The organism is Streptomyces sp. NPDC051563 (genome assembly GCF_044454225.1).
In the GTDB taxonomy this organism is placed as follows: domain Bacteria; phylum Actinomycetota; class Actinomycetes; order Streptomycetales; family Streptomycetaceae; genus Streptomyces.
In genome coordinates this window covers 37,365-61,200 of sequence record NZ_JBITDL010000011.1, presented here as the reverse complement: position 1 = coordinate 61,200, position 23,836 = coordinate 37,365, and the positions used below count along the sequence as shown (strand labels likewise).

The 23,836-nt window shown below is 72.9% G+C and carries 19 protein-coding genes and 1 pseudogene; 12 read left to right on the top strand and 8 right to left on the bottom strand.

Going from position 1 to position 23,836, the window contains the following annotated elements:
• Positions 1-65: 65 nt before the first annotated feature.
• Both ACIA8F_RS15015 and ACIA8F_RS15010 read right to left on the bottom strand, forming a co-directional pair.
• Entirely contained in the window at positions 66-770 is a 705-nt protein-coding gene (locus ACIA8F_RS15015; RefSeq protein ID WP_399378879.1) for a hypothetical protein, read from the bottom strand.
• A 263-nt stretch (positions 771-1,033) separates the two neighbouring features.
• Positions 1,034-1,603, bottom strand: coding sequence for a DinB family protein (locus ACIA8F_RS15010; protein WP_399378878.1), 570 nt, complete (start codon positions 1,601-1,603; stop codon positions 1,034-1,036).
• 179 nt (positions 1,604-1,782) lie between these two features.
• Between ACIA8F_RS15010 and rox the strand changes: the two genes are divergently transcribed.
• Both rox and ACIA8F_RS15000 read left to right on the top strand, forming a co-directional pair.
• On the top strand, positions 1,783-3,324 hold the full coding sequence (gene rox, locus ACIA8F_RS15005; RefSeq protein ID WP_399378876.1) for a rifampin monooxygenase: 1,542 nt from the start codon (positions 1,783-1,785) through the stop codon (positions 3,322-3,324).
• Between the two features lie 111 nt (positions 3,325-3,435).
• The gene (locus tag ACIA8F_RS15000; protein WP_399378874.1) at positions 3,436-4,530 is read left to right on the top strand and encodes a hypothetical protein; all 1,095 of its coding nucleotides are present in this window, start codon (positions 3,436-3,438) and stop codon (positions 4,528-4,530) included.
• Positions 4,531-4,543: 13 nt separating this feature from the next.
• Here ACIA8F_RS15000 and ACIA8F_RS14995 read toward each other — a convergent pair whose 3' ends face one another.
• Positions 4,544-5,275: an SDR family NAD(P)-dependent oxidoreductase gene (locus tag ACIA8F_RS14995; protein WP_399378873.1), complete on the bottom strand. Its 732-nt coding sequence runs from the start codon at positions 5,273-5,275 to the stop codon at positions 4,544-4,546.
• Between the two features lie 94 nt (positions 5,276-5,369).
• On the opposite strand from ACIA8F_RS14995, the gene ACIA8F_RS14990 reads away from it, so the two are divergent.
• Complete coding sequence (locus ACIA8F_RS14990) at positions 5,370-6,221, top strand: LysR family transcriptional regulator (protein ID WP_399378871.1); 852 nt, start codon at positions 5,370-5,372, stop codon at positions 6,219-6,221.
• A 75-nt stretch (positions 6,222-6,296) separates the two neighbouring features.
• Here ACIA8F_RS14990 and ACIA8F_RS14985 read toward each other — a convergent pair whose 3' ends face one another.
• The gene (locus tag ACIA8F_RS14985) at positions 6,297-6,839 is read right to left on the bottom strand and encodes a DNA glycosylase AlkZ-like family protein (protein WP_399378870.1); all 543 of its coding nucleotides are present in this window, start codon (positions 6,837-6,839) and stop codon (positions 6,297-6,299) included.
• A gap of 76 nt (positions 6,840-6,915) precedes the next feature.
• Positions 6,916-8,070 carry an epoxide hydrolase family protein gene (locus tag ACIA8F_RS14980; RefSeq protein WP_399378869.1) on the bottom strand — a complete coding sequence of 385 codons (1,155 nt, stop codon included), beginning with the start codon at positions 8,068-8,070 and terminating at the stop codon, positions 6,916-6,918.
• 252 nt (positions 8,071-8,322) lie between these two features.
• On the opposite strand from ACIA8F_RS14980, the gene ACIA8F_RS14975 reads away from it, so the two are divergent.
• From ACIA8F_RS14975 to ACIA8F_RS14965, 3 genes are all read left to right on the top strand, one after another.
• A complete protein-coding gene (locus tag ACIA8F_RS14975) occupies positions 8,323-11,877 on the top strand; it encodes a DNA polymerase III subunit alpha (protein WP_399378867.1) in 3,555 nt (1,184 codons plus the stop codon).
• On the top strand, positions 11,874-12,998 hold the full coding sequence (locus ACIA8F_RS14970) for a DNA polymerase thumb domain-containing protein (RefSeq protein WP_399378866.1): 1,125 nt from the start codon (positions 11,874-11,876) through the stop codon (positions 12,996-12,998). The genes ACIA8F_RS14975 and ACIA8F_RS14970 overlap by 4 nt, the downstream gene beginning before the upstream one ends.
• 117 nt (positions 12,999-13,115) lie before the next feature.
• Positions 13,116-13,880: a carbonic anhydrase gene (locus ACIA8F_RS14965; protein WP_399378865.1), complete on the top strand. Its 765-nt coding sequence runs from the start codon at positions 13,116-13,118 to the stop codon at positions 13,878-13,880.
• Between the two features lie 166 nt (positions 13,881-14,046).
• Here ACIA8F_RS14965 and ACIA8F_RS14960 read toward each other — a convergent pair whose 3' ends face one another.
• On the bottom strand, positions 14,047-14,394 hold the full coding sequence (locus tag ACIA8F_RS14960) for a hypothetical protein (RefSeq protein WP_399378863.1): 348 nt from the start codon (positions 14,392-14,394) through the stop codon (positions 14,047-14,049).
• A gap of 6 nt (positions 14,395-14,400) precedes the next feature.
• Between ACIA8F_RS14960 and ACIA8F_RS14955 the strand changes: the two genes are divergently transcribed.
• The 5 genes and pseudogenes from ACIA8F_RS14955 (at position 14,401) to ACIA8F_RS14935 (ending at position 20,370) form a co-directional block, all read left to right on the top strand.
• The gene (locus ACIA8F_RS14955; RefSeq protein WP_399378862.1) at positions 14,401-16,320 is read left to right on the top strand and encodes a HelD family protein; all 1,920 of its coding nucleotides are present in this window, start codon (positions 14,401-14,403) and stop codon (positions 16,318-16,320) included.
• A gap of 106 nt (positions 16,321-16,426) precedes the next feature.
• Positions 16,427-17,752, top strand: a pseudogene (locus ACIA8F_RS14950) (M14 family metallocarboxypeptidase).
• A 154-nt stretch (positions 17,753-17,906) separates the two neighbouring features.
• Positions 17,907-18,824: a MurR/RpiR family transcriptional regulator gene (locus ACIA8F_RS14945; RefSeq protein WP_399378860.1), complete on the top strand. Its 918-nt coding sequence runs from the start codon at positions 17,907-17,909 to the stop codon at positions 18,822-18,824.
• A 408-nt stretch (positions 18,825-19,232) separates the two neighbouring features.
• On the top strand, positions 19,233-19,433 hold the full coding sequence (locus ACIA8F_RS14940; RefSeq protein WP_399378858.1) for a hypothetical protein: 201 nt from the start codon (positions 19,233-19,235) through the stop codon (positions 19,431-19,433).
• A 127-nt stretch (positions 19,434-19,560) separates the two neighbouring features.
• The gene (locus ACIA8F_RS14935; protein WP_399378857.1) at positions 19,561-20,370 is read left to right on the top strand and encodes an SDR family NAD(P)-dependent oxidoreductase; all 810 of its coding nucleotides are present in this window, start codon (positions 19,561-19,563) and stop codon (positions 20,368-20,370) included.
• Positions 20,371-20,373: 3 nt separating this feature from the next.
• On the opposite strand, the gene ACIA8F_RS14930 is transcribed toward ACIA8F_RS14935, so the two are convergent.
• Positions 20,374-20,859 (bottom strand): peroxiredoxin family protein, encoded by a 486-nt coding sequence (locus tag ACIA8F_RS14930; RefSeq protein ID WP_399378856.1) that lies wholly within the window; start codon positions 20,857-20,859, stop codon positions 20,374-20,376.
• A 103-nt stretch (positions 20,860-20,962) separates the two neighbouring features.
• The gene (locus ACIA8F_RS14925; protein ID WP_399378854.1) at positions 20,963-22,648 is read right to left on the bottom strand and encodes an oleate hydratase; all 1,686 of its coding nucleotides are present in this window, start codon (positions 22,646-22,648) and stop codon (positions 20,963-20,965) included.
• 97 nt (positions 22,649-22,745) lie between these two features.
• Between ACIA8F_RS14925 and ACIA8F_RS14920 the strand changes: the two genes are divergently transcribed.
• Positions 22,746-23,762 carry a LacI family DNA-binding transcriptional regulator gene (locus ACIA8F_RS14920; protein WP_399378852.1) on the top strand — a complete coding sequence of 339 codons (1,017 nt, stop codon included), beginning with the start codon at positions 22,746-22,748 and terminating at the stop codon, positions 23,760-23,762.
• Positions 23,763-23,836: the final 74 nt, after the last annotated feature.

The following is a 23,836-nucleotide window of genomic DNA, read 5'->3' as shown; positions in this document are numbered from 1 at the left end:
AAGCGGGATGCTAGCAAACAGGAAACTTTCCTACCAGTGATGCGCGGCCGGAGTTCCAGACGCGCTCAGGAGATGGCGTACCACTGGCTGGCCCAGCCGGTGTTGATGGTGCTCGTGGACTGCTCGGCGAGGTTCACGCTCGCGGGGAGCGAGGTCTGGCCGGTCAGGACGGTGCTGTAGCGCAGGCTGGGCGGGTTCAGCCCCGCGTTCACCGAGATCCCGGCGCCCGTGGCCTTCAGCGTGAGGGCGTTCGTGGCCCAGCTGCCGTTGAGGAGGAGGGCGACGAAGTAGGTGCCGGGGGCGGCGGTGAACGGTTTGGCGAGGGGGAACGGCTTGGCTATCGCATCGGTCATGAGCTGCGGGGAGACGTCCGCGGTGGACCCGACCAGGGTGCCCTTGGCGTCGTACACGCCGAGGTAGCAGTCGGACAGTTGGGCGTTCGGGTCGATGCCGGCCAGCCCCAGCCAGATGTTGGACCAGGTGAGCTGCTCGCGCAGCACCATCCGGACCAGGGTGATCCGTCCGCCGACCCCGGCCGCGGACTGGGCGGTGACGTGCCCCGCGTCGTTCGGATCCCCGGTCCAGGCCAGCAGGTTCTGGTCCTGCGGCCGCGGCCCCTCGAACCCGCCCCCGGCCGGCACCGGGGCGGCCGACACCGCTCCCGGCTTTCCGGCCGTGTTCCCCTCGGGCACCGAGCAGCCGGACAGGACGAGGGCCGCCGCGAGCAGGGCGGCGAGGCCCGCCGAAGCGGTGGTGGTACGGGTGCGCATGGTCCCCCCATGTGGTGCTTGTACGAAGGAGGCCATGGTCACACGGGCTGCGTGCGGTCCCGTACGCAGCCCTGCCGGTCCTCGCGGGCCCCTTCGGCCCACTCTGTCAGAGGGTGCGCAGGGCCAGGATCAGCACGGCGGGCGGAAGGAACGGGGTGCGCAGGTGGACCAGCGCGGTCCGGGTCATCCCCAGGTCGAAGGGACGGGACAGCCTCCGACGGGACCGCCTCCGACGGGACCACCCCCGACCGGACCGCCCCCGGTCACTGGCCCACCCTCCCGTCGACGCACTCGCGCAACAGGTCGGCGTGCCCGCAGTGCCGGGCGTACTCCTCGATCCGGTGCACCATGAGCTCCCGCACCGCGATGCGGTCCTTGCCCAGCCGCTCGCCCAGATCCGGATGCCCGGCCAGCGCCGCGTCGGTCACGCCCTGCTCGCGCTCCAGGTCGGCGTACGCACCGTCGACCACGGCCCGGTCGGCGACGGCTCCCTCGAAGTCCCCGTCGCGCACCCCGTACAGCTTCGGCAGCGGCTCGCCGTCGGTGATCCAGTTCTGCCAGTCCCGTTCGACCTCGGCGAGGTGCCGCAGGAGGCCGAGCAACGACATCGTCGACGGCGGCACCGCCCGGCGGGCCAGCTGCTCCGGATCCAGGCCCTCGCACTTCATCCGCAAGGTCAGGCGGTAGTCGGTGAGGAAGTCCTGGAGGGTCGCGAGCTCACCGTCCGTACTGTTCCCGCCGCTGTTTCGGGGGTCGTCGTCCGGGTCCACCCACATGTCGGGATAGATGGTCGCCCGCGTCCATCGCTCGCCTCGTTCACTCATGCGGTCCATGCTCGTCCGCCGGGGAACGGCTCGCCAGCGGATTTCTCCCGGAACGCAGAATGGCAAGGAGGTGTTCCCACTCCTTGCCACTCTCAACTTATAGCGCACCGGGGGGCTTGCGGCAAGGCCCTGGTGGTGACGCAGAATCACCGACCGAAGGCGAAACCTGTGGAAATGGTGATGGCGTGATGACTGCGGTGCCCCAGACGACCGAAACTGCCGACGCGCCGGGCGCGACCGACCTGACCGACCTGACCGACGCGGCCGACCTGACCGATGCGGACGCCGGGACCGATGCGACCGCCGCGACCGACGTGATCGTCGTCGGCGGCGGGCCGACCGGCCTGATGCTGGCCGCCGAGCTCCGCCTGCACGGCGTCCGCGTGGTCGTGCTGGAGAAGCTGACCCGGCCGTCCGGAGAGTCCCGCGGCCAGGGTCTGCACACCCGCAGCGTGGAGCTGATGGACCAGCGCGGCCTGCTGGACCGCTTCCTCGCCGTCAGCGAGAAGTTCCAGGTCGGCGGCCTGTTCGGCGGTGTCATGAAGCCGTGGCCGGACCGGCTGGACACGGCGCACCCCTACGGCCTCGCCGTCCCGCAGCCCGTCACCGAGCGGCTGTTGGGCGAGCACGCCGTCGAGGTCGGTGCCGAGATCAGGCGCGGCTGCGAGGCCGTGGGCCTGAGCCAGGACGAGGACGGGGTGACGGTCGAGCTGGCGGACGGTACGCGCCTGCGCTCGCGCTACCTCGTCGGATGCGACGGCGGCCGCAGCGCGGTGCGCAAACTGCTCGGCGTCGGCTTCCCGGGGGAGCCCGCCACGGTCGAGACCTTGCTGGGGCAGATGGAGGTGACCGCGGACGCGGAGACGATCGCCGCCGTCGTCGCGGAGGTCAACAAGACCCAGCTCCGCTTCGGCGTCCACGCGGGCGAGGACGGGTCCTGCCGCATCATCGTTCCCGCCGACGGCGTGTCCGAGGACCGCAGCGCGCCGACCCTGGAGGAGTTCAAGCAGCGGCTACGGGCCTTCGGGGGAACCGACTTCGGGGTGCACTCGCCGCGCTGGCTGTCCCGCTTCGGCGACGCCACCCGGCAGGCCGAGCAGTACCGGGTCGGCCGGGTCCTGCTGGCCGGCGACGCGGCACACATCCACCCGCCGACCGGCGGCCAGGGACTCAACCTCGGCGTGCAGGACGCCTTCAACCTCGGCTGGAAGCTCGCCGCCGCCGTCAACGGCTGGGCCCCGCAGGATCTCCTCGACAGCTACCACGCCGAACGCCACCCGGTGGGCGCCGCCGTACTGGACAACACCCGCGCCCAGATCACGCTGATGGGGAGCGATGCCGGTCCCACCGCACTGCGGAAGCTGTTCGCGAAGCTGATGGACTTCGAGGAGGTGAACCGGTACGTGACGGGGATGATCACCGCGGTCGAGATCCGCTACGACTTCGGCGAGGGCCACGAACTGCTCGGCCGCAGGCTGCGGGACGTACAGCTGAAGCGGGGGCGCCTCTACGAGCTGATGCACGCCGGCCGCGGCCTCCTGCTCGACCAGACGGGCCGGCTCTCGGTCTCCGGACGGGAGGACCGCGTCGATCACGTGGTCGACGTCAGTGAGGAACTGGACGCACCCGCCGTGCTGTTGCGCCCCGACGGCCACGTCGCATGGGCCGGGGAGCACCAGCAGGACCTGGACCCCCACCTGCAGAAGTGGTTCGGCGCCGCCACGCCCTGACTGCGCCGAGGGTACCTCCGCGGTTCCTCGGCCGTGTCCGCAACGGTCGGGGCGAGGCCGGCGAGCCGGTCCCCGGTTTCATCCGGTACGGCTGACGGATATCTTCGGGCCATGTTGATCACCGCGTGCATGTGCGACTCGGTGAAGCTGCCGGGTGGGGACGCACTCGTCAACGGCTTCGCCTTCGAGGGGCGTGGGGACGGCCCGCGCCGTGCCCTCCTCCGCAAGGGGCGGGAGCTGCAGGTCTACAACCTGCACGAGCTCTTCGCGGGGGAGCGCGCACCGGCCGCCGTCTTCCCCTTCCCCTGGCCGGGCTGGGAACACGGTGTCCACTCGGTGAGCCCCGACGGCTCGTTCGCGGTGTTCTCGGGCCAGCGCTCCGTAAGAGCCGTGGGCGCGGACGGGACAACGCTGTGGGAGTACCGGCACGGCTGCTGGGGGCGCGTACTCGGCCACGGACACACGGGCGAGGACCAGGAGGTGTGCCGCGGACTCGAACATGGATCCTGCCGGGTCTCCGACGACGGCCGGCTCGTCTGGGCGCACGTGGTGACGGGCCCGGAGGGAGAGGGAACGGAAGAGGGAGCGGACGGGGGAGCGGAAGGCCGGGAATGCTGGCTCGTCCTGGACGCCCGCGACGGACGCGAACTGGCCCGGCTGCCGCTGGACGGCGCGGCCGCGGGTTCACACCACCTCTCCCACCCCGACGGCGTCCACATGGGTCTGTGCATCGGCATGGGCCAGGACGGCATCCTGCTGCACTGGGCGCGCTGGAACGGCGAAACCCTGACCGGCTGGGACCTCAACGCAGCCATGGACCGCATCCTGGCGGACGTCCACACCGGCCTCCCGGGCTTCCTGACGGTCGAGCACTACGGAGCCGACCTGCAGCTGCACGCCCTGGACGGCACCGTCCTCGCCGAGGCCGCGCCGGAACCGGCCGACGACGAGGATCCGCCCTATTGGGACTACAGCTGCGGCTTCGTGGACGCCGGTACCGTCATCGCCTCCACGGCCGAGTACGACGAGGACCCGGACCGGGTCCGTCACTGGCTGCTCGACGCCCGGACCTTGGAGACGCGTGGGACGGTCGGATACCCGACGGGCCCCGTCGACAGTTACGTGCGCCCGCTCGGCGACGGGACCTGGCTCACCTACGACGACAAGAGCGAAACCCTCCAGCGCTGGAGGGAAGCCACACCGTAGGCAGGTCGTGTGGTCACCAGGGAACGACGCCGGCGTCGTTGAAGAACTGCCCGGTCGGGCCGTCGTCGGGCAGGGTCGCGAGCCGGACGGCGATCGCCGCGCCCTGCTCGGGAGTGCGCACGCCGCGGAAACCGTTGAGGTCGGTCGCGACGTAGCCGGGGCAGCCGAGGTTGATCAGGATGTTCGTGCCGCTCAGCTCCCGGGCGTACTGGAGGGTCACGGCGTTCAGGAAGGTCTTCGACGGCGCGTACGCCGCCGCCACCGGTCCTGCCGTCTGCTCGGCGGTGGTTCCCGACTGCCGGGTGAGGGAGCCGACGCTGCTGGACATGTTCACGATGCGGGGTGAGGCGGAGCGGCGCAGCAGCGGCAGCATCGCGTTGGTGACGCGAATGACGCCGATCACGTTGGTCTCCACGACCGTCCGGATGGTGGCGGGATCGACCCGGGTGGGTTCCTGGGGCATGCCGCCGGTGATGGCGGCGTTGTTGACGAGCACGTCGAGGCGTCCGGCCCGTTCCTCGATCAGCCGTGCGGCGGCGGTCGCGCTCGCGTCGTCGGTCACGTCGAGGGGTACGCCGAACGCCTCGACTCCGGCCGCGCGCAGTGTCTTCACCGCGGCGGTGCGGCGCTGTTCGTCGCGGGCGCCGACGCCGATGCTCCAGCCCAGTGCGCCGAGGCCCGCGGCGATCTCGTAGCCGATTCCCTTGTTGGCGCCGGTGACCAGCGCAATCGTTCGTTCGCTCATGGGGATCATGCTGCTCGCCGGGCCCGGCGAGGTCCAACACCGATCCGGTGGGCAGCGATACCGTCCCGGTATCGATCCGGGATACCGTGGCGGCATGGAGACCCGGGAACTGCGGTACTTCGTCGCCGTCGCCGAAGAGCTGCACTTCGGGCGCGCCGCACAGCGGCTCGGGATCACGCAGCCGCCCCTGTCGCGGGCCGTCCAGCAGCTCGAACGCCGACTCGGGACGCCCCTGCTGGATCGGACCAGCCGCACGGTCACGCTGACCGGGGCCGGCCGGGTGCTGCTGGTCGAGGGCCGGGCGGCCCTCGACGCGGTCGACGCCGCCGAGCGCCGGACCCGCCGCGCCGCCCTGCCCGCGACCGGCCTGCCCGGCCTGGTCCTGGTCACGAAAGCCAGCGCGTCCAGCGAACTGCTGGCGAAGCTGCTCGACGCGTATGCCGCCGGACCCGGCGCGGTTCCCGTCGAGGTCATTCTGTGCGGCCCGGGCGAGCAGGCACGGCTCCTGCGCGAAGGCCGGGCCGACGTGGCCCTGCTGCACCGGCCGTTCGACTCGACGGCCGGGTTCCACACCGAGGAACTCGGCACGGAGGGCCAGGTCGCGGTCCTGCCGGCCGGGCATCCGCTCACCGTCCGGGCCCATGTGCACATGGCCGACATCACCGGGCTGCCGGGCCTGCCCCTGCCCCGCTGGCCCGAGCCCGACGGCACCTACCCACCCGGCCCCGGCCCGCAGGTCCGCGACCACGCGCAGCTGCTCCAGCTCGTCGCGCTCGGCCGCGCCTGCGCGGTCTCGCCGCAGTCGTGCCGAGCCCAACTGCATGGGGACCTGGCCGCCGTTCCGGTACTGGACGCACCCCCGGTCACCACCGTGATCGCCTGGCCACCCCACAGCCGGTCCAGACCCGTCGCCGACCTCGTCCGGACCGCGACGAGTCTCCGGTAGCGCCAACACGCCTGCCCTGGGCGTCCCGTATCTCGAGGGCTGCCTCCTCCAGTCCAGCGCCCGTCCGGGTGCCCCTCATCCCACCTTGTTGCTGATCCGGACCCGGGTCTCGTGCGGCTTGCCCGGGGAGAGCGTGATCTGCTCCTTGAGGCGCGGCACCGCTTCGGCGATCCGGGTGGCGTCGGCCTGACCGAGGCCGGCCAGGGCGGCGAGGACGTCGCCCTCGACCGCGTCCAGCCAGGGCGCGTCGTGCCCGAGCTGCCCGGTCAGCACCTTGAGCAGCGCGGCGCGCTCGCGGGCCGCGATGGTGCGGGCGGTGGAAGCCTCCACCACCGGCGCCAGCGCCGTCGGCACCACGAACACCGTGCGGCGCATGCAGAGCATCCGCACCAGACTCCGGTCCTCGTACAGGGCCTGCTCCACCGCCTGTGGTGTAGCCGCGGTCATCCGTGCGGCCACGGACAGGAACACCGTGGCCGGCTCGGTGGCGTGCAGCGCCACCAGCGCCTCGGCCACCTGCTCCACCGAGGTCGCACGGGCTGACGGTGCGAGCAGGTGCCGGCGGACCAGTACGGCACGGCGCTGACGGTTGCTGATCTTCGGACGGGCCGCGGTCATCTACGGATGCGGCCTCAGCCGGCGGACCCGGATACCGCACCGCCGTACGGGGAGAGCCCTCCGCGGGTGGGGGGTGTCAGGCACGGAGGGTGCGGAAGAAGGCGCGGATGTCGTCGACGAAGAGGTCGGGGACCTCGAAGGCGGGGAAGTGCCCGCCCTCGGTGTGCTCCCGGAAGAAGACGCCACTGCCCTCGGCGGGGCCGAGGACCTTGCGGACCAGCGGGTCGCTGTAGAACAGCGAGGAGGCCCTCGGCACACCGTCGGTGCTGCCCCAGCCGGGGTCGTCGGCATGTGCGAGTTCCCAGTAGAAGTCGCCCGCCGCCGGCCCGGTCCGGGTGAACCAGTACAGGCTCGCGGTGATCAGGACGTCCTCACGGCTGATCGGCGTGGCGGGGTTCGCCCACTGCACGAACTTCTCCGCGATCCACGCCAACTGCAGCACCGGTGAGTCCGCCAGCCCCGCTGAGAGGGCGTTGGGGGCCGTCGAGTGCAGCACCTTGTAGCCCTTCATCTGCGCCCAACTGCGCTGTGCCGAGGCCAGCCCGGCCTGTTCCTCCGCGGTCAGGCCGTCCGGCACCGGGAGGTCTTCGCCCGCCATGCCGAGCTGGAGCCGGTCGCCGTGGGTGTGCGCGCCGATCACCCGCTCGGGCATCAGCGTCGCGACCCGACCCGTCACTCCGGCCCCGAGGTCCCCGCCTTCCACGCCGAAACGCTCGTACCCGAGGCGGGTCATCAGCTCCCCGTAGGCCAGAGCGGTGCGCTCCAGGTTCCAGCCGCGTGCCGAGAGGGGGCTGGAGAAGACGAAGCCGGGGAGGGAGGGGATAACGACGTGGAAGGCGTCGGCCGGGTCCCCGCCGTGGGCCCGCGGATCGGTCAGTGGGCCGCTGGCCTGAAGGAACTCCACGAACGAGGTGGGGTAGCTGTGGTTCAGCAGGAGCGGCGTGGCGTCCGGCTCCGGGGAGCGCAGGTGCAGGAAGTGGATGGTCTGGCCGTCGATCTCGGTCACGAAGTGCGGGAAGGCGTTCAGCCGGGCCTCGTGGGCCCGCCAGTCGAACCCGTCCGCCCAGTAGCCGGCCAGCTCCTTCAGATGGCCCGGCGGGATGCCGTGATCCCACTGAGCCCCGGATCCCGGCACCGGGAACGGCGACCGGGTCCGGGCCAGGCGGTCGTGCAGGTCGTCGAGATCGGCCTGCGGGATCTCGATCCGGAACGGGCTGATGTCAGCACACATGGCAGAAAATATAGGGCGGTTAGTGGGCATTTGGCGGGAAAGTCCCGGATGGGCGTGCCGTGCTGGTGAGGTCTCGCGGGCACGGCCGTGGACTGCTCGGCCCCTCGAAAACGTGCGGCCTCCCCGTCGTCGGCATGCGTCCGCATCTTCGCGCAAGGTGCGCAAGGTGCGCTGTTCGAATTATGTTCGATACGGTGGTTGTATCTGGTCAGGGTGGCTGGAAAGGGGCGGTCGGGCGATCGGAGGTGGACCGTGGGCGACGGTGTACACCTTCATGCCGCGAGCGGCTACTCGGCTCGGTACGGCGCCTCGCACCCCTCTGACCTGGTGAAACGGGCCGTCGAGCGAGGGGTCGGGACGCTCGCGCTCACCGATCGCGACACCGTCGCGGGGGCGGTCCGCTTCGCGAAGGCGGCTGTCGGGGCGGGGGTCCGTCCGCTCTTCGGGGTCGACGTGGCCGTCGCGCCCGCCCCTGCCCCCGCCGCGGGATCCGCCCCCGCCGCGGGATCCGCCCCCGCCGCGGGATCCGCCGGGGCCCGGCCGCGGACGCCCGTACGGGGTGGGGCGTACGTCGTCGAGCCGGCGCTGCGGGTCACCCTCCTCGCGCGGGACGCGGACGGCTGGGCCCGGCTGTGCCGCCTGGTCTCCGCCGCCCATGCGGGTGCGCAGGACGGGAGCCAGGCCGTCCCCGCCCAGCCCGTCGTGTCCTGGTCCCTGCTGGAGCGCTACGCCGGCCAGGGGCTGGTGGTCATGCTCGGCCCCGTGTCCGAGCCCGTGCGCGCCCTCGCGGCCGGCCGGCCCGACCTGGCCGAGCGGCTGCTCGCCCCGTGGCGGGAGATCGCGGGCCCAGGGCTGCGGCTGGAGGTGCTCTGGTACGGGCTCCCCGGTACCGGACCGGGCTCGCTGCGCCTGGCCGCCCGCACGCTGGGGCTGGCCGACCGGCTCGGCGTCCCGGCGGTGCTCAGCAACGCCGTCCGCTACGCCGACCCCGCCCAGCACCGCATCGCCGACGTACTGGACTCCGCCCGGCTGCTGCGCCCCGTCGACCGCCGCCGGCTGGACTGCGGCGAGCGCTGGCTGAAGGGGCCGGACGCGATGGCCCGCGCCGCCGAGCGGATCGCCGCGGCCACCGGCCCGGGCGCGGGCGCGGGGGCCGCCTCGGACCCGGCCAGGGCGGCGGAGCTGCTCGCGGAGACCGCGCGTACGGCGGAACTGTGCACCGTCGACCCGGTGGCCGACCTCGGCATCGGCATCGGCTCCGCCTCCGCGCGGTCCAGCTTCCCGGAGCCGCAATCGGTGGGCGCCGGACCCGGCCCGGACGGGGCCGCGGACCTGCTGCGCCGCCGCTGCGCGGAAGGGATGTTCGCGCGCGGCCTGGACCGGGACCCGCAGGCGGTCCGGCGGCTGGAGTACGAGCTCGGCGTGATCGGGAAGCTGGGGTTCGAGTCGTACTTCCTGGCGGTCGCCCAGGTGGTCACGGACATCCGGGCCATGGGCATCCGGGTCGCCGCCCGCGGATCCGGCGCCGGGAGCATGGTCAACCACGCCCTCTTCATCGCCACGGCCAACCCCCTCGAACACCACCTGCTCTTCGAACGCTTCCTCAGCGTCCGCCGCCGCTCGCTCCCCGACATCGACCTCGACGTGGAGTCGGCCCGCCGGCTGGAGGTCTACGACCGGATCATCGAGCGGTTCGGCACGGAGCGGGTGGCCGTCGCCGCGATGCCGGAGACCTACCGGGCCCGCCACGCCCTGCGCGATACGGGCCTGGCCCTCGGCCTGCCCCCGCAGACCGTCGACACGATCGCGAAGTCCTTCCCGCACATCCGGGCCTGCGACATTCGCGGTGCCCTCGCCGAACTCCCCGAGCTCAGGGAACTCGCCGCCGAGGCCGCCTCGTACGGCCCGCTGTGGGAGCTGGCCGAGGGCCTGGACGCTCTCCCGCGCGGCTACGCCATGCACCCGTGCGGGGTGATCCTCTCCGACACCGCCCTCCTGGACCGGCTGCCGGTGCAGCCCACTCCGGGCGGCCGGTACCCGATGGTCCAGGCGGACAAGGAGGACGTCGAGGACCTCGGGCTCGTCAAGCTCGACGTGCTCGGGGTACGGATGCAGTCGGCGATGGCGCACGCCGTCGCCGAGATCCGCCGCACCACCGGCCGCCAGCTCGACCTCGACAACCCCGACCACGTCCGGCTGGACGACCCCGACGCGTTCGAGCTCATCCGGCAGGCCCGGACCGTGGGCGTGTTCCAGCTGGAGAGCCCCGGCCAGCAGGACCTCGTCGGCCGGCTCCAGCCGCGCGGGGTCCAGGACGTCATCGCCGACATCAGCCTGTTCCGGCCCGGTCCGGTCAAGGGCGGCATGCCCGCCCTCTACATCGCCGCCCGCCACGGAGCCGCCGCCCGCTACCCGCACCCCGACCTGGAGCCCGTACTCGCCGACACCTACGGCGTGACGATCTGGCACGAGCAGATCATCGACATCTTCGCGGTGATGACCGGCTGCGACCGGGCGCTGGGCGAGATCGCGCGCCGTGCCCTCGCGGGCCCCGACCGGCTGCCCCGGGTGGAGGCGTGGTTCCGGCAGCGGGCGGGCGCCCGCGGGTACGGCCCGGAGGTGCTCGACGAGGTGTGGGGGATCGTCGCCGCGTTCGGCGCGTACGGGTTCTGCCGCGCGCACGCCGTCGCCTTCGCCGTGCCCGCCCTCCAGTCGGCCTGGCTCAAGGCCCACCACCCGGCCGCCCTCTACGCCGGGCTGCTGGAGCACGACCCCGGGATGTGGCCCGCCCGGGTGATCGTCTCCGACGCCCGCCGCCACGGCGTGCCCGTGCTCCCCGTCGACGTCAACGCCTCCGCGGCCGACCACCGCGTCGAGCGGACGGCGGACGGGGCCTGGGCGGTACGGCTCTCGCTGTCCACGGTGAAGGGGGCCGGCGACGGGGAAGTGGCCCGCATCGCCGCCGGCCGGCCCTACGCCTCGCTCCAGGACTTCTGGGAGCGGGCCCGCCCCGCCCTCCCGACCGCCGAGCGCCTGATCCGGATCGGCGCCTTCGACGCCCTGCGCGGCCGCCTCACCCGCCGCGACCTCCTCCTCCAGGTCTCCGAACTCCACCGCCACACCCGGGGGCGCGCGGTCGACGGGCAACTCGCCCTCGGCGGCGCCCTCGTGACCGCCGCACCGTCGGGGCTGCCGGAGATGACCAGCCGCGAAGCCCTCAATGCCGAGATCGAGGTCCTGTCCATCGACGTCTCCCAGCACCTCATGGAGCACCACCACCGGCTGCTCCGCGAGATCGGCGCCGTCGACTCCGCCCACCTGAGTGCGATGCGCCCCGGGCAGCCGGTCCTGGTCGCCGGAGTCCGGGCCTCGACGCAGACACCGCCGATCCCTTCGGGCAAGCGCGTCATCTTCGTGACCCTGGAAGACGGCCGGGGCCTCGTCGACATCGCCTTCTTCGAAGACAGCCACGACGCCTGCGCGCACACGGTCTTCCACTCCGGGCTGCTCCTGGTCCGCGGCACCGTCGAGGCCCGCGGACCGCGCCGCACCGTGGTCGGCCAGATGGTCTGGAACCTGGAGGAGATCGCGGCCGCCCGCCGCGACCAGGGCCCCGAAGCCGCACTCGCGCTGCTCGGCCGCGCCGATCCGGCCCCCACGCCCGCCCAGGACGCCGCCCGGCCGCGCACCCTCGCCAACGGCACCAGCGGAGCCCGCCTGCACCCGTACGCGGACCTCCAGCCCGCCGGCACCCGCGCCGCCGACCTCAAGTCCCTCGGCTACACCAGCCCCGGATCGGCGGGGTGAGCGCAGTGCCGCAGATCCTCCACGCCCAGTTCCACTTCCCCTACGGGGCCGGAAACGGGACCGCCTTCCCCTACGGGACCGCCTTCCCCTACGGGACCGCCTTCCCCTACGGGGCCGACCCCGCCGCGGACCCGGGCACGGATCCCGGTGCGGGCCCCGGCACCGGTCCGGGCCCCGCCACCGCCCCCACCCTGTACGCCCAACTCCTCGACATGGCGGCCGACATCACCCCCCGGGTCCAGCCGGTCCCGCCCGATGCCGCCCACCTCGACATCACCGGGGCCCTGCGCTACTGGCAGCGCGACGCCGAGGCCCTGGCGGCCGTCCTGCGGATGCGGACCGTCGGACTCCACGGCGTGCGGACCACCTGCGCCATCGCACCCAACCGTATGCTCGCCACGATGACGGCCGCCCTCACCCCCCTCGGCGCCACCACCGTCCTCACCGAGGGGGAGGTCACCGCCTGGCTGCGCCCCCGGCCCGTCGCCGCGCTCTACGGGGTCGGCCCGGCCACCGCCGCCACCCTCGCCGCGTACGGGCTGCACACGATCGGAGACCTCGCCGACGCCCCCCTGACCACCCTGACCAGGATCTTCGGCTCGGCCACGGGCCGGTCCCTGCACGCCCACGCCCGGGGCGAGGACCTGCGCCCCGTCGAGGCCCGCCCCGTCCCCAAGTCCCTGACCACCCACCACCCCTTCGAGGCCGACTGCCTCGCCACGGACGAGCACCGCCGGGCCCTCCTCGGCCTGGCCCACCGGCTCGCTGCCCGGCTCCGCGACGAGGAGCAGGTGGCCGGCGGCCTCACCCTCACCGTCCGCTACGCCGACCGCACCACGACCACCCGGACCCGCACCCTGACCGAACCCACCCACCACACCGGCCCCCTGGCCGCCACCGCCTACGAGCTCTACGGTCTCCTCGGCCTGCAACGGGCCCGCGTACGCTCCCTCGACCTCCGTGCCGAAGCCCTGCGCCCCGCCTCCGAAGCCCTGCGCCAGCTCAGCCTCGACCCGGCCGACGAACGGGCGCTCGCCGTCGAGGCGGCCGCCGACCGGGCCAGGGCCCGCTACGGACCCGACGCGGTCAAACCGGCGACCCTCGCCGCGCGCAAGCCGTAGCCCGCGCTCCGCCGTAGTCCGCGCTCCGCCGACCCGATCGAGCCGGGCTCCGGGAGGAACCCGCCATTTCCCGCCGGAGCCGGCCGCCGCGGGCCGGGACGGGGTTAACGTCCCCGAATGTCCTCGAACACGCAGACGCCTTCCGCTACTTCGCCCAGTCGTCGGGTCCTCCTGCGCACCGCCCTGGCCGGTACCGCGGCCGTCGGATCCGCCGCCTCCGTCCTCGGGCTCGGTTCCGTCTTCCCGGCCTCCGCCTCCGAGACCGCAGCCGAAACCCCGGACGGGGCCCGCCCCCGGAGCCCGGAGGAGGCGCTGCGCCGCCTGGCGGCCGGCAACCGGCGCTGGGCGGCGTACCGCCAGCAGCACCCGCACGAGTCCCGTCCGGTACGCCTCCAAGTGGCCCGGGAGCAGCACCCGTTCGCGATCGTCCTGGGCTGCGTCGACTCCCGGGTGCCGCCGGAGCTCGTCTTCGACCAGGGGCTCGGCGACCTGCTGACGGTGCGCGCGGCGGGCGAGGTGCTGGACGAGGCGGTGCTGGGCAGTATCGCGTACGGGGTCCTGGAGCTCGACGTTCCGCTGGTCCTGGTCCTTGCCCACCAGTCGTGCGGGGCCGTCGGGGCCGCGGTGCACGCCGACGAGACGGGTGCCCGGCTGCCCGCGCACATCCAGTACCTGGCGGAGCAGATCCGGCCCTCCATCGACCACGGTCAGCACGGCGAGGCCCGGGTCGCCGCCACCATCGACGCCCATGCGCGCCGGACCCGGGGCCTGCTGGCGGCGGAGCCCGACCTGGCCTCCCGGATAGCCGCCGGCCGGCTCGCCGTCGCGGTCGCACGCTACGACCTGACCGACCAGAAGGTCCGCATGCTGCGCACCGAGTGAATGTGCAGCCCTATAGGTGCGACCTCTATAGGCACGACGCAAAAAAACCCCGGACCGATTGACGGCCGGGGTGTTCGCCTGCTTATATTTGATGTTTCACGTTACAGCTTAGCCGGGACGTGAAGAAAGCTTATGGGGACACCGTACCGCGTCAGGAGTGGAATTGTCAACCGAAGAATTCCGGAATGAACAGCAATTCATCACGGATCTCTACGCGCGCCTCGACGACCTGCGGGATCAGGCCGAACGCGCCGTGCAGGGCGCGCTCGGCGAGGCCGGCAGCGGGTTCCAGGCGCGACTGGAACGGGACATCGTGGTCGCTGAACAGTCCGGTCTGCTTTCCGCTCTGAACTCGGGCGAAAGCGGCCTGTGTTTCGGCCGGCTGGAGTTCTCCGACGGCTCGGACCACCACATCGGCCGCATTGGAATCAGGCAGGACGACGGGGAACGCACCCCTCTCGTGCTCGATTGGCGGGCCGATGTCGCACGCCCGTTCTATCTCGCGACCGGCCATTCCCCCATGGGTCTGCGCCGGCGCCGCCACATCACCACCCGGGGCCGCGAGGTCACCGCCCTGCACGACGAGATCCTCGACCTCGCCGACACCGAACGCACCGGTCACGAGGGGGCCGATGCGGACGCCGTGCTGCTCTCCGCGCTCGACGCCGCCCGGACCGGCCGGATGCACGACATCGTGCAGACCATCCAGGCCGAACAGGACCGCATCATCCGTTCCACCCACCGCGGCGTCCTGGTCGTGGAGGGCGGTCCGGGCACCGGCAAGACCGCCGTGGCCCTGCACCGGGCCGCCTACCTGCTGTACGCCCACCGCGAGCTGCTCGCGAAGCGCGGCGTGCTGATCGTCGGACCGAACCCGGCCTTCCTCGGCTACATCGGCGAGGTCCTCCCGGCCCTCGGCGAGACCGGGGTCCTGCTCGCCACCCCGGGCGAGCTGTTCCCCGGCGTGCGCGCGAGCGCCGCCGACCGGCCCGGCGCCGCCGCCGTCAAGGGGCGCGCGGAGATGGCCGGGATCCTCGCCCGCGTCGTGAGCGACCGGCAGGCGCTCCCGGAGACCGTGCCCGCGGGCAGCGGCGAGGACGCCGACGTGGTCCCCGAACCGGCCCTGGAGATCGACCACGACGACTACGGGACCCTGCTGCTCGACCGGACCATGGCCCACGAGGCCCGCGACCGGGCCCGGGCCACCGGGCTGCCGCACAATCCGGCGCGCCCGTACTTCGCCTTCCGCGTCATCGACGCGCTCACCGAACAGCTCGCCGACCGGCTCGGCGCAGACCCCTACGGCGGCCCCAACCTGCTCGGCCCCGACGACATCGCCCAGCTGGGCAAGGAGATCGCGACCAGCGCCGAGGTGCACGCGGCCATCGACACGCTGTGGCCCCCGCTCACGCCCCGGCAGCTGATCGCCGACTACCTCGCCGAGCCCACCTACCTCCCCGAGCGGGAGGCCGCGCTGATCCGGCGCACGACCACGGGCGAGGCGGACTGGACCCCGGCCGACGTGCCGCTGCTCGACGAGGCCGCCGAACTGCTCGGGGTCGACGACACCGCGCGGCGCGCCGCCGAGGAGCGCGAGCGCCTCGAACGCGTCGCGTACGCGCAGGGTGTCCTGGACCTGTCGGCGGGCTCGGACTCCTACGAGTTCGAGGACATGGAGAACGAGTTCCTCGCGGCCCACGACATCATCGACGCCGAGCGGATGGCCGAGCGGCAGGAGGAGGCCGACCACCGCAGTGCGGCCGAGCGGGCCGCCGCCGACCGGACCTGGGCCTTCGGGCACGTCATCGTGGACGAGGCGCAGGAACTGTCCGCCATGGCCTGGCGCCTGCTCATGAGGCGCTGTCCGACCCGTTCCATGACGCTGGTGGGCGACCCGGCCCAGACCGGCGACGAGGCCGGATGCGGCTCCTGGCAGCAGATCCTGGCGCCCTACGTGGAAGACCGCTGGGAGCTCGTGCGCCTCGCGGTCAACTACCGTACGCCCGCCGAGATCATGGAGCTGGCCGCCGCCGTGCTCCGGGCCCGCCACCCGGGCTTCGAGCCGCCGAGCTCGGTCCGTTCCACGGGACGGCGCCCCTGGGTGAAGCGGACCGCGGACCTGGCCGCGGCGGTTGCCGACGCGGTACGGGAGGGCGCGCCGGCCGAAGGACGCCTCGCGGTGATCGCCCCGCGCCCGCTGCACGAGGCACTGGCGGCCGCGCTGCCCGGCGTACGGGCGGGGGAGGAGCCCGACCTCACCCGCCCGGTGGTCCTGCTCGCTCCGCGGCAGGCCAAGGGCCTGGAGTTCGACACGGTGATCGTCGTGGAACCGGCGGACCACGAGCCCAGCGACCTCTACGTCGCCCTGACGCGCGCGACCCAGACCCTGGGGGTGCTCCACACCGGCCGGCTGCCGGAGGGGCTGGACGAACGGCCGTAGGCGACCGGGCGGGGGATCCGCGAGCACGGAGGAACCTGCCCCGCCACCCGGGTGAGTTCGCAGCGGATCCCGGCCGCCGGGGCCCGGGTCCCGCTAGAACCGGGGGGTGATCGAGAAGACGAGGGCGCGCGGTCTCACCGCGCTCGCCGCGACCCTGACGGCCGTGCTCGCGACCGCTCTGGCCCCCGCCCCGGTACGTGCGGCCGGCGGGTTGCCCCGTACCGGCTTCGAGGTCGCGCACGGAGCGCGCTGGACCAGCGAGTCCCAGGAGCGGGACCTGCTCGACGCGCTCGGCCCGCACGGCGGGCGAGCCGCCGCCGGGACCACCGCCGGGGCCACGGTCCGAACCATCGGCGCGACCGTACGGGGCCGCCCGCTGCGCCTGGTGAGTCTGGGCCGGGGACCCCTGACCGTCCTCCTGGTGTGCAGCCAGCACGGGGACGAACCGGCGGGGCGCGAGGCCTGCCTGAGCACCGTGCGGGACCTCGCCCACCCCCGGGACGCGGCGGCCCGGCGGCTCCTGGAGACCGTGACCCTGCTCGTGGTCCCGACGGCCAATCCGGACGGCCGGGCGGCCGGCACCCGCTCCAACGCCGGGGGCACCGACATCAACCGCGACCACGCGGCCCTGACCTCGCCCGAGGCGCCGGCGCTGGCCGCCGTGCTGCGCGACTACCGGCCGCACCTCGTGTACGACCTGCACGAGTACCGGTCGACGCCGGGGACGTACGACAAGGACCTCTTCGACCTCTGGCCGCGCAACCTCAACACCGACCCGGCGGTGTACGCGCAATCCCGCCTCCTGTCCGCCGCGTACGTGCGCGGGGCGGCCCACGAGGCCGGCCGCTCCACCGGGACCTACGGGATCCGCACCGACCCACTGACCGGCGCCCCCGTCGGGCAGGCCGCGGGCGACGGCCAGGAACGGATCCTGCGCAACACGGCGGGCCTGAAGCACGCCGTCGCGCTGCTGGTGGAAAGCCGCATCGAAGCCCTCGCGGGCCCGGCCGGGGACGCGGAGAGGGCCGACGCGGCACTGAACCGCCGCCGCCGGGTGGACTCCTAACTGGCCGCCCTGCGCGGACTGTTCGCCTACGCCCTTGCCCGTACGGGCCCCCTGGCGGCGGCCTCCGAGGGCGCCCGCAGGGCGGCGGTCAGCGCAAGGGGGCCGGTCCCGCTGGCCGGTGCGGACAACGCCCCCGCGGCGGACGGCGAGATCCTCGCCGACCCGCCCTGCGGTTACCGGCTCACCCCGGCCCAGTACGCCGGTACCGGCGAGCGCCTGGCCCTGCACGGCGTACGGACCGTACCCGCCGCCGGCGGCGGCGCCTTCGTCCCGCTGGACCAGCCCCTGCGGGCCCTCGTGGTGCTCCTCCTCGACGGCCGGGCCCCGCACCGGCTCACAACGGGCCAGCCGGTGCAGATCTGCTGACGCTCCGTCACGCATGCTCGCGGCCGTGACCCCGGCGCCCGCCCCCGGCCGCCGGGGGTGCCCGCGCGGCCTGCTGCGGGGGGAAGCGCGCTGGTCAGCCGGATGCCGTGAGCTATCTTGGGGTCACAGAGCGGCACGAAAGAGAGGACCGCCGGTGTCATCGGGGCAGCAGGCGCGCGCACAGGCGGCAGCGATCACGCCGAGCGGGCAGGCGGCCGACCACGAGCGGGCCCCGGCCGACCGGGTCCGGGCGCTGTTCGACGGGCACCCGCTCTCGCCCGGGCAGCGCCGGATCGCCCAGTACCTCGTCGACCATCTCACCGAGGCGGCGTTCCTCTCGATCACCGAGCTCGCGGAGCGGGCCGGCGTGAGCCAGCCCTCCGTGACCCGCTTCGCCTCCGCCCTCGGCTTCAGCGGCTACCCGGCCCTGCGGGACGTGCTCCAGCCGATCGCGCTCAGCGCGGTGGCCGGAACCCCGGACAGCCCCGAACAGGCCCGGCGCAACGAACTGCAGGCGGCCGTCGACGCCGAGATCGAGAACCTGCGCACCGTCCGCCAGCTGCTGGCCGACACCGACCAGGTGCTCGACATCGGTCGCGAGCTGGCCCGGTCGGTGCCGCTGACGGTCCTCGGGCTGCGGATCTCCGTCTCGCTGGCCGAGTACTTCGCGTACGCGGCCCGCCGGATCCACCCCGACGTGCGCCTGATCACCGGTGGCGGCAGCGTCGCCTCCGACGCGCTGCTGCAGGCCCGGGCGGCGGGCGGCAGCTGGGTCCTGGCCTTCGCCATGCCCCGGCACGCCAAGGAGACCCTGGCGGCCCTGCGGGTGGCCCGCGGGGCGGGACTGCGGATCGCGCTGATCACCGACCGCACCCTGGGGCCGCTGGTGGACGAGGCGGACGTGGCGCTGACCGCCGGTACCGGCTCGCGGCTGGTCTTCGACTCCTACGCGGCGCCGGGCGTGCTGTCCGCGGCCCTGCTCCAGGCGATGGCGGACGCGGATCCCGAGCGGACGCAGGCCCGGCTCGAAAGCTACGAGCAGGCCGCGGACCAGCACGACTTCTTCCTCTAGGAAGCCCCTAGGGGTCCATAAAGTGGCATGAGGTGCCATATTCACACCACCCTCGCACATGAATATTTTCATACTCTTGCTTACTCAACGGTATATATGTTTACTGATGGCGGCGCGGTCATCCGTCGAGATGCCAGGGAGGGTGTCCCCACACCCTCCTAGAACAGACACCGGACGTGACGTTTCTCCTCCTCACGTGACGCCAGGTGCCCCGTCGGCTTTCGGATCCCGCAGCGCCTTGCGGCCTCGGCCAACCCCTGGGCCGAGGCCGCCCAGTACTTCTCCACCGGCGTCCGGAACGTTCGGCCGATCGGCTTGCTCTCGGCTCCGCCCGGCGATGTGACGGGACAGACCCGCGGAGCCTCTTTAGGTTCGGAGGTGCCCACAGCCCCTCCGAAAGGTGGATCCATGCGTTCCGTCCGCTCCGCGCTCTCCGTCGTCGCCGCCGGTCTCATCGTCCTCGGCTGCGCCTCCGCCGCCTCGGCCGATGTGACCGTCAACGCCCCGTCCGAGAAGTCGTACACCCTCGTCTTCGGCGACTGGCTGCAGTTCGCCGCCGACGACGTGTTCAACGCGGGCCTCAACAACACGGTGGGCTCCAACAACTGAGCACGGGCCCCTGAGGCGCCCGCTCATCCGGTCCCCGGCCGTCCGGCCCCCGCCGGACGGCCGGGGACCCGGCGCGTACGGTGGCCGCGTACGGGAGGAACGCCACCACACGCAGGGGAGACGGGTCATGAACGCGGTCGACTACCGGGGCCAGACCACACTGATCACGGGCGCCAGCTCCGGTCTCGGCGAGGAGTTCGCCCGCCGGCTCGCCGCCCGCGGCTCCGGCCTCGTCCTGGTGGCCCGCCGCGCCGACCGCCTGGAGCGGCTCGCCGCGGAGCTCTCGGCGCGGTACGGGATCCAGGCCACGCCCCTCCCGATGGACCTCGGGGCGGACCGGATCGCAGACACGCTCCTCGCAGAGGTGGAACGGCGCGGCATCACGGTCACGAGCCTGGTCAACAACGCAGGCTTCGGCACCTTCGGCCCCCTCCACCAGGAAGATCCGGCACGGCTGCGCCAGGAACTCGCCGTCAACGTGGGCGCGGTGGTCGACATCAGCCGTGCCTTCATCGGCCCCCTGCGCGCCCACGGCAAGGGCGTCCTCGTCAATGTCGCGAGCATGGCCGCCTACCAGCCCATTCCGCAGATGGCCGTCTACGGCGCCACCAAGGCGTTCGTGCTGAGCTTCACCGAAGCGCTCTGGCACGAATCCCAGGGCACCGGACTGCGGGTGCTCGCGCTCTCGCCCGGCGCGACGAAGACGGAGTTCTTCGACGTCATCGGGACCAGCGAGGTCGGCGGCGGCACCCGGGTCCAGACGTGCGAAGAGGTGGTCCGCACGGCACTGACGGCGCTGGACCGCAAGAACCCGGGCCCCAGCGTGATCTCCGGCGGCCTCAACCGGGTGATGGCGGTCGGCGGCCGCCTGCTCAGCCGCCGCCGCATGGTCAACTCGGTCGGCCGCCTCATGCCCGCGGCCGAGCCCGCCTCCTGAATCTCAGCCGGTGGCGACACCGGCGAGCTGCTCCGCGATGGTGTCCGCGGAGGGGAACCGCATGCCCAGGGTCCCGACGTGCTTCCAGTGCAGGGTGCCGTCGGGCGCGATGACGAAGACGGCCCGGCGCAGGCCGATCACGGGAGCCGTGATGCCGAAGGCCCGGGCCACCTCGCGATCGGTGTCGGCCAGCAACGGCATCCGCAGACCGCGGGCCCGGGCGAAGGACTCGTGGCTGTCGACGCCCTGCGGGCTGATGCCCCACACCTGGGCACCGCATGCGGAGAGCGACTCCAGGCCGTCGGAGTAGGAGCACAACTGCGTCGTGCAGACCGGGGTGTTGTCGCCGGGGTAGAAGGCGAGAACGACCGGGTTCCCGCGCTGCTCGCCGAGCGAGTACTGCCCGCGGACGAACACGTCCTCGCTGAGCCGGCCGCCGGGGAGCGAGAAATCACCCACCACATCGCCCACGTCCGGGATTCGGGTCACGATGGCCGCACCTCTCTGTCGTCGAGGGGCGTACGGTACCCGGTCGCGCCCGCCGTGTCGCCGCCCGGTACCGGGAGCGGGGGCAGGCGGGCGCGACCACGGCTCAGCGCCGGTGCATCGTGTGCAGGGCCTCGAGGAGCACCCTGGGGTCGTGGCCGCCCTTGTAGACCGGCGGCGGCTGCCGGTCCAGGTGGAGCAGCCCGGCCACGGCGGTCCACGCGGTGCGCACCGAGTACTCGACGGTGAACACCACGTCGTCGGGGACCTCGGCGTACTGGCCGATGAAGGCCAGGTTGGTGGAGCCCTCCGGGACCACCTGCGGCCGGTCGCCGGCCTTGCGGACCAGGAACTGGCTGGTGATGTACGGCATCAGGGCCGGTACGACGACCGAGGAGTCCAGGATCTGCTCGCTCTGCGCGAGGCGCAGGTGTCCGAGCACCTCGGTGAGGATCTCGCGCCCCGTGCACTCGGCCATCGTCTTGCCCACGTGGTCACCGGCCTTGTCCGGGAACAGGGCGTACCCCCACCAGACGTAGGTGCCCTCGGGCTGCTCGTGGAAGTGCGGCTGGTGGTTGAGGACGATGGTCAGCAGCCAGCCGGAGTCCTTGAACGTGATCAGACCGCCCTTGCCGGCCTCGCTGCCGGAGAACTCCTCCATGGCCTTGAAGAAGGTGGGGTCCTGGGTGGTGACGGTGAAGGAGCCCCAGGTGGAGTCCGAGACGGAGGAGTCGAACACCGAAGGGTCGCCCAGGTGCGGGCGCTTGGCCGCCAGGGTCTCCCACAAGCGCCACGAGGCGTCCGGTGCGGAGGTGTCCAGGACGGCCGGGGCGTCGGTGGAACCCAGGGTGGAGTTCGCCGTCATCGATCCGTTGGTGACGAACACCAGGTCCTCGGCGGCCACGGGGATGCGCAGGTCCGCGCCCTCCCGGGTGCAGGCGAGGGCGGTGACGGTGGTGCCCCCGCCGTCGGCCAGCTCCACGTCGGTCACGGTCGTGTTCATCGTGAACACGACGCCGTTGCTCCGCAGCCAGCTCTGGAGCGGGCGCACGATCGAGTCGTACTGGTTGAAGCGGGTGCGGTAGATGCCCGACATGGTGTCGAAGGTCTTGAAGAGGTGTACGAACCGGTTGAGGTAGCGCCGGAACTCGATCGCCGAGTGCCAGGGCTCGAAGGCGAAGGTCGTGCACCACATGTACCAGAAGTTGGTGGTGAAGAACTCCGGGGTGAAGCAGTCGGAGATGCGCTTGCCGTCGAGCCGGGACTCGGGGGAGGCCACGCACGCGACCAGGTCCAGGCGGTCGCGTTCGGAGAACCCCATGGAGCGGGTGTCGACCCGCCGGCCGGCGGAGTCGACCAGGCGGGCCTTGTCGTTCCATGCGAAGTCCTCGTGGAAGGCGAAGGTGTCCTGGGTGACCGAGGTGCCCGGCGCGTCCAGCGAGGGAATGGAGCTCAGCAGGTCGTAGGTGCACTCGAAGTGCAGCTCGAACATCCGGCCGCCGCGCATGGTGTAGCCGTTCTCGGGGTCTCCCGCGGCGTCCAGGCTGCCGCCGGTACGGCCCTGGGCCTCCAGGATCGTGATGTCGGAGCCGGCGAACCCGCCCTCCCTGATCAGCAGCGCCGCCGCCGACAGGGAAGCGATGCCGGCACCCACCAGATAGGCCTTGGCCACGATGTGTCTCCTCGCCCTGGCCGTACGGGCCCCGGTCGGCCGTACGGTCACCCACCCAGGCCACCACCCCCGGGGGCGGGTCGCGACCGGGGTGCGCCATTGGGCGGGTACGGCGGGCATGCCGCCGGGCCCTTGCAGCGGCGCCCTTCCGATCCGCTTGCAAGAGATTTGCGTGAGAGGGACTGGTTTTTGCGCGGCCGACTGGTAGCTTGACCGTGTGAGCACCCAGAGGCTAGCCCAGGTGGCCGAGATGGCCGGCGTCAGTACGACTACGGTGAGTCGCGTCCTGAACGGCAACAGGGACGTCGCGCCCGCCACCCGCGAGGCGGTACTGACCGCCGTGGACGTCTGCGGTTTCGAGCGCCCGGTGGAGTTCCGCAAGGAGCGGGCGCAGCTGATCGGGCTGGTGGTCCCGGACCTCCAGAACCCCGTCTTCTCCGCCGCGGCGGAAGCGCTCGCGGGACTCCTCAACGGTCAGGGCCTGGTCCCCGTACTGTGCACGCGCACGGCCGACGGGGTCTCGGAGTCGCACTACGTGGACATGCTGCTCGGGCAGAACGTGGGCGGGATCGTCTTCGTCGGCGCCAGCTACACCGACATAGGCGAGGCCCAGGGCCGCGAGCTGCGCCGCCGTGCGATCCCCGTGGTCCTGGTGAATCCGGCCGACGAGAACCCGGGCGTCGCGCAGGTCTCGGTGGACGACGCGGGGGCGGCCGAGCAGGCCCTGGAGCACCTTTCGGCGCTCGGCCACGAGCGGATCGGGATGATCGTGGGCCCCTCCGGGCACGTCCCGTCGGTCCGCAAACTCGCTGGCTACGCGGCTTTCAACGCCCGCCGCGGGGTCCCGGCCCAGGACTGGCGGCCGCTGGTCGCCCATGCGCTCTTCTCGATGGAGGGCGGCGCCACGGCGATCTCCCAGCTCCTTGCGCGCGAGGTGACGGCGGTGGTCTGCGCCAGCGATGCCCTCGCCCTCGGGGCCATTCGCGGGGCGCGCCGGCGAGGGCTGCGGGTGCCGGCCGAGCTGTCCGTCGTGGGCTTCGACGACTCGCTGTTCATGGTGGCCACCGACCCTCCGCTGACGACGGCCCGCCAGCCCGTCGCCGCCATGGCCTCGGCGGCGGTGCAGTTCCTCGCCGAGCAGATCCGTACCGGCGTGGGCCTGTCGTCGGAGATCCTCTTCGACACCGAACTCATCGTCCGTTCGTCCACGACGCGCCGGCCGTCGAAGGGCTGACGGGGGAGGGGGGAGAGCGGGGGAGCGTGGGGAGGCCCGCGGTGAGGAGGGTCCGGGGTTGTCGCCGGGCCCTC

Excerpts from the sequence above, each read along its gene's own strand:
- ACIA8F_RS14935 (WP_399378857.1), top strand. The coding sequence starts at position 19,561 with ATGAACGCGGTCGACTACCGGGGCCAGACCACACTGATCACGGGCGCC.
- ACIA8F_RS14940 (WP_399378858.1), top strand. The coding sequence starts at position 19,233 with ATGCGTTCCGTCCGCTCCGCGCTCTCCGTCGTCGCCGCCGGTCTCATC.
- ACIA8F_RS14985 (WP_399378870.1), bottom strand. The coding sequence starts at position 6,839 with ATGACCGCGGCCCGTCCGAAGATCAGCAACCGTCAGCGCCGTGCCGTA.
- ACIA8F_RS15000 (WP_399378874.1), top strand. The coding sequence starts at position 3,436 with ATGTTGATCACCGCGTGCATGTGCGACTCGGTGAAGCTGCCGGGTGGG.
- ACIA8F_RS15010 (WP_399378878.1), bottom strand. The coding sequence starts at position 1,603 with ATGGACCGCATGAGTGAACGAGGCGAGCGATGGACGCGGGCGACCATC.
- ACIA8F_RS14965 (WP_399378865.1), top strand. The coding sequence starts at position 13,116 with ATGTCCTCGAACACGCAGACGCCTTCCGCTACTTCGCCCAGTCGTCGG.
- rox (WP_399378876.1), top strand. The coding sequence starts at position 1,783 with ATGACTGCGGTGCCCCAGACGACCGAAACTGCCGACGCGCCGGGCGCG.
- ACIA8F_RS14925 (WP_399378854.1), bottom strand. The coding sequence starts at position 22,648 with ATGCCCGCCGTACCCGCCCAATGGCGCACCCCGGTCGCGACCCGCCCC.
- ACIA8F_RS14955 (WP_399378862.1), top strand. The coding sequence starts at position 14,401 with ATGGGTCTGCGCCGGCGCCGCCACATCACCACCCGGGGCCGCGAGGTC.
- ACIA8F_RS14990 (WP_399378871.1), top strand. The coding sequence starts at position 5,370 with ATGGAGACCCGGGAACTGCGGTACTTCGTCGCCGTCGCCGAAGAGCTG.
- ACIA8F_RS14980 (WP_399378869.1), bottom strand. The coding sequence starts at position 8,070 with ATGTGTGCTGACATCAGCCCGTTCCGGATCGAGATCCCGCAGGCCGAT.
- ACIA8F_RS14995 (WP_399378873.1), bottom strand. The coding sequence starts at position 5,275 with ATGAGCGAACGAACGATTGCGCTGGTCACCGGCGCCAACAAGGGAATC.
- ACIA8F_RS15015 (WP_399378879.1), bottom strand. The coding sequence starts at position 770 with ATGCGCACCCGTACCACCACCGCTTCGGCGGGCCTCGCCGCCCTGCTC.
- ACIA8F_RS14960 (WP_399378863.1), bottom strand. The coding sequence starts at position 14,394 with ATGGCCGGTCGCGAGATAGAACGGGCGTGCGACATCGGCCCGCCAATC.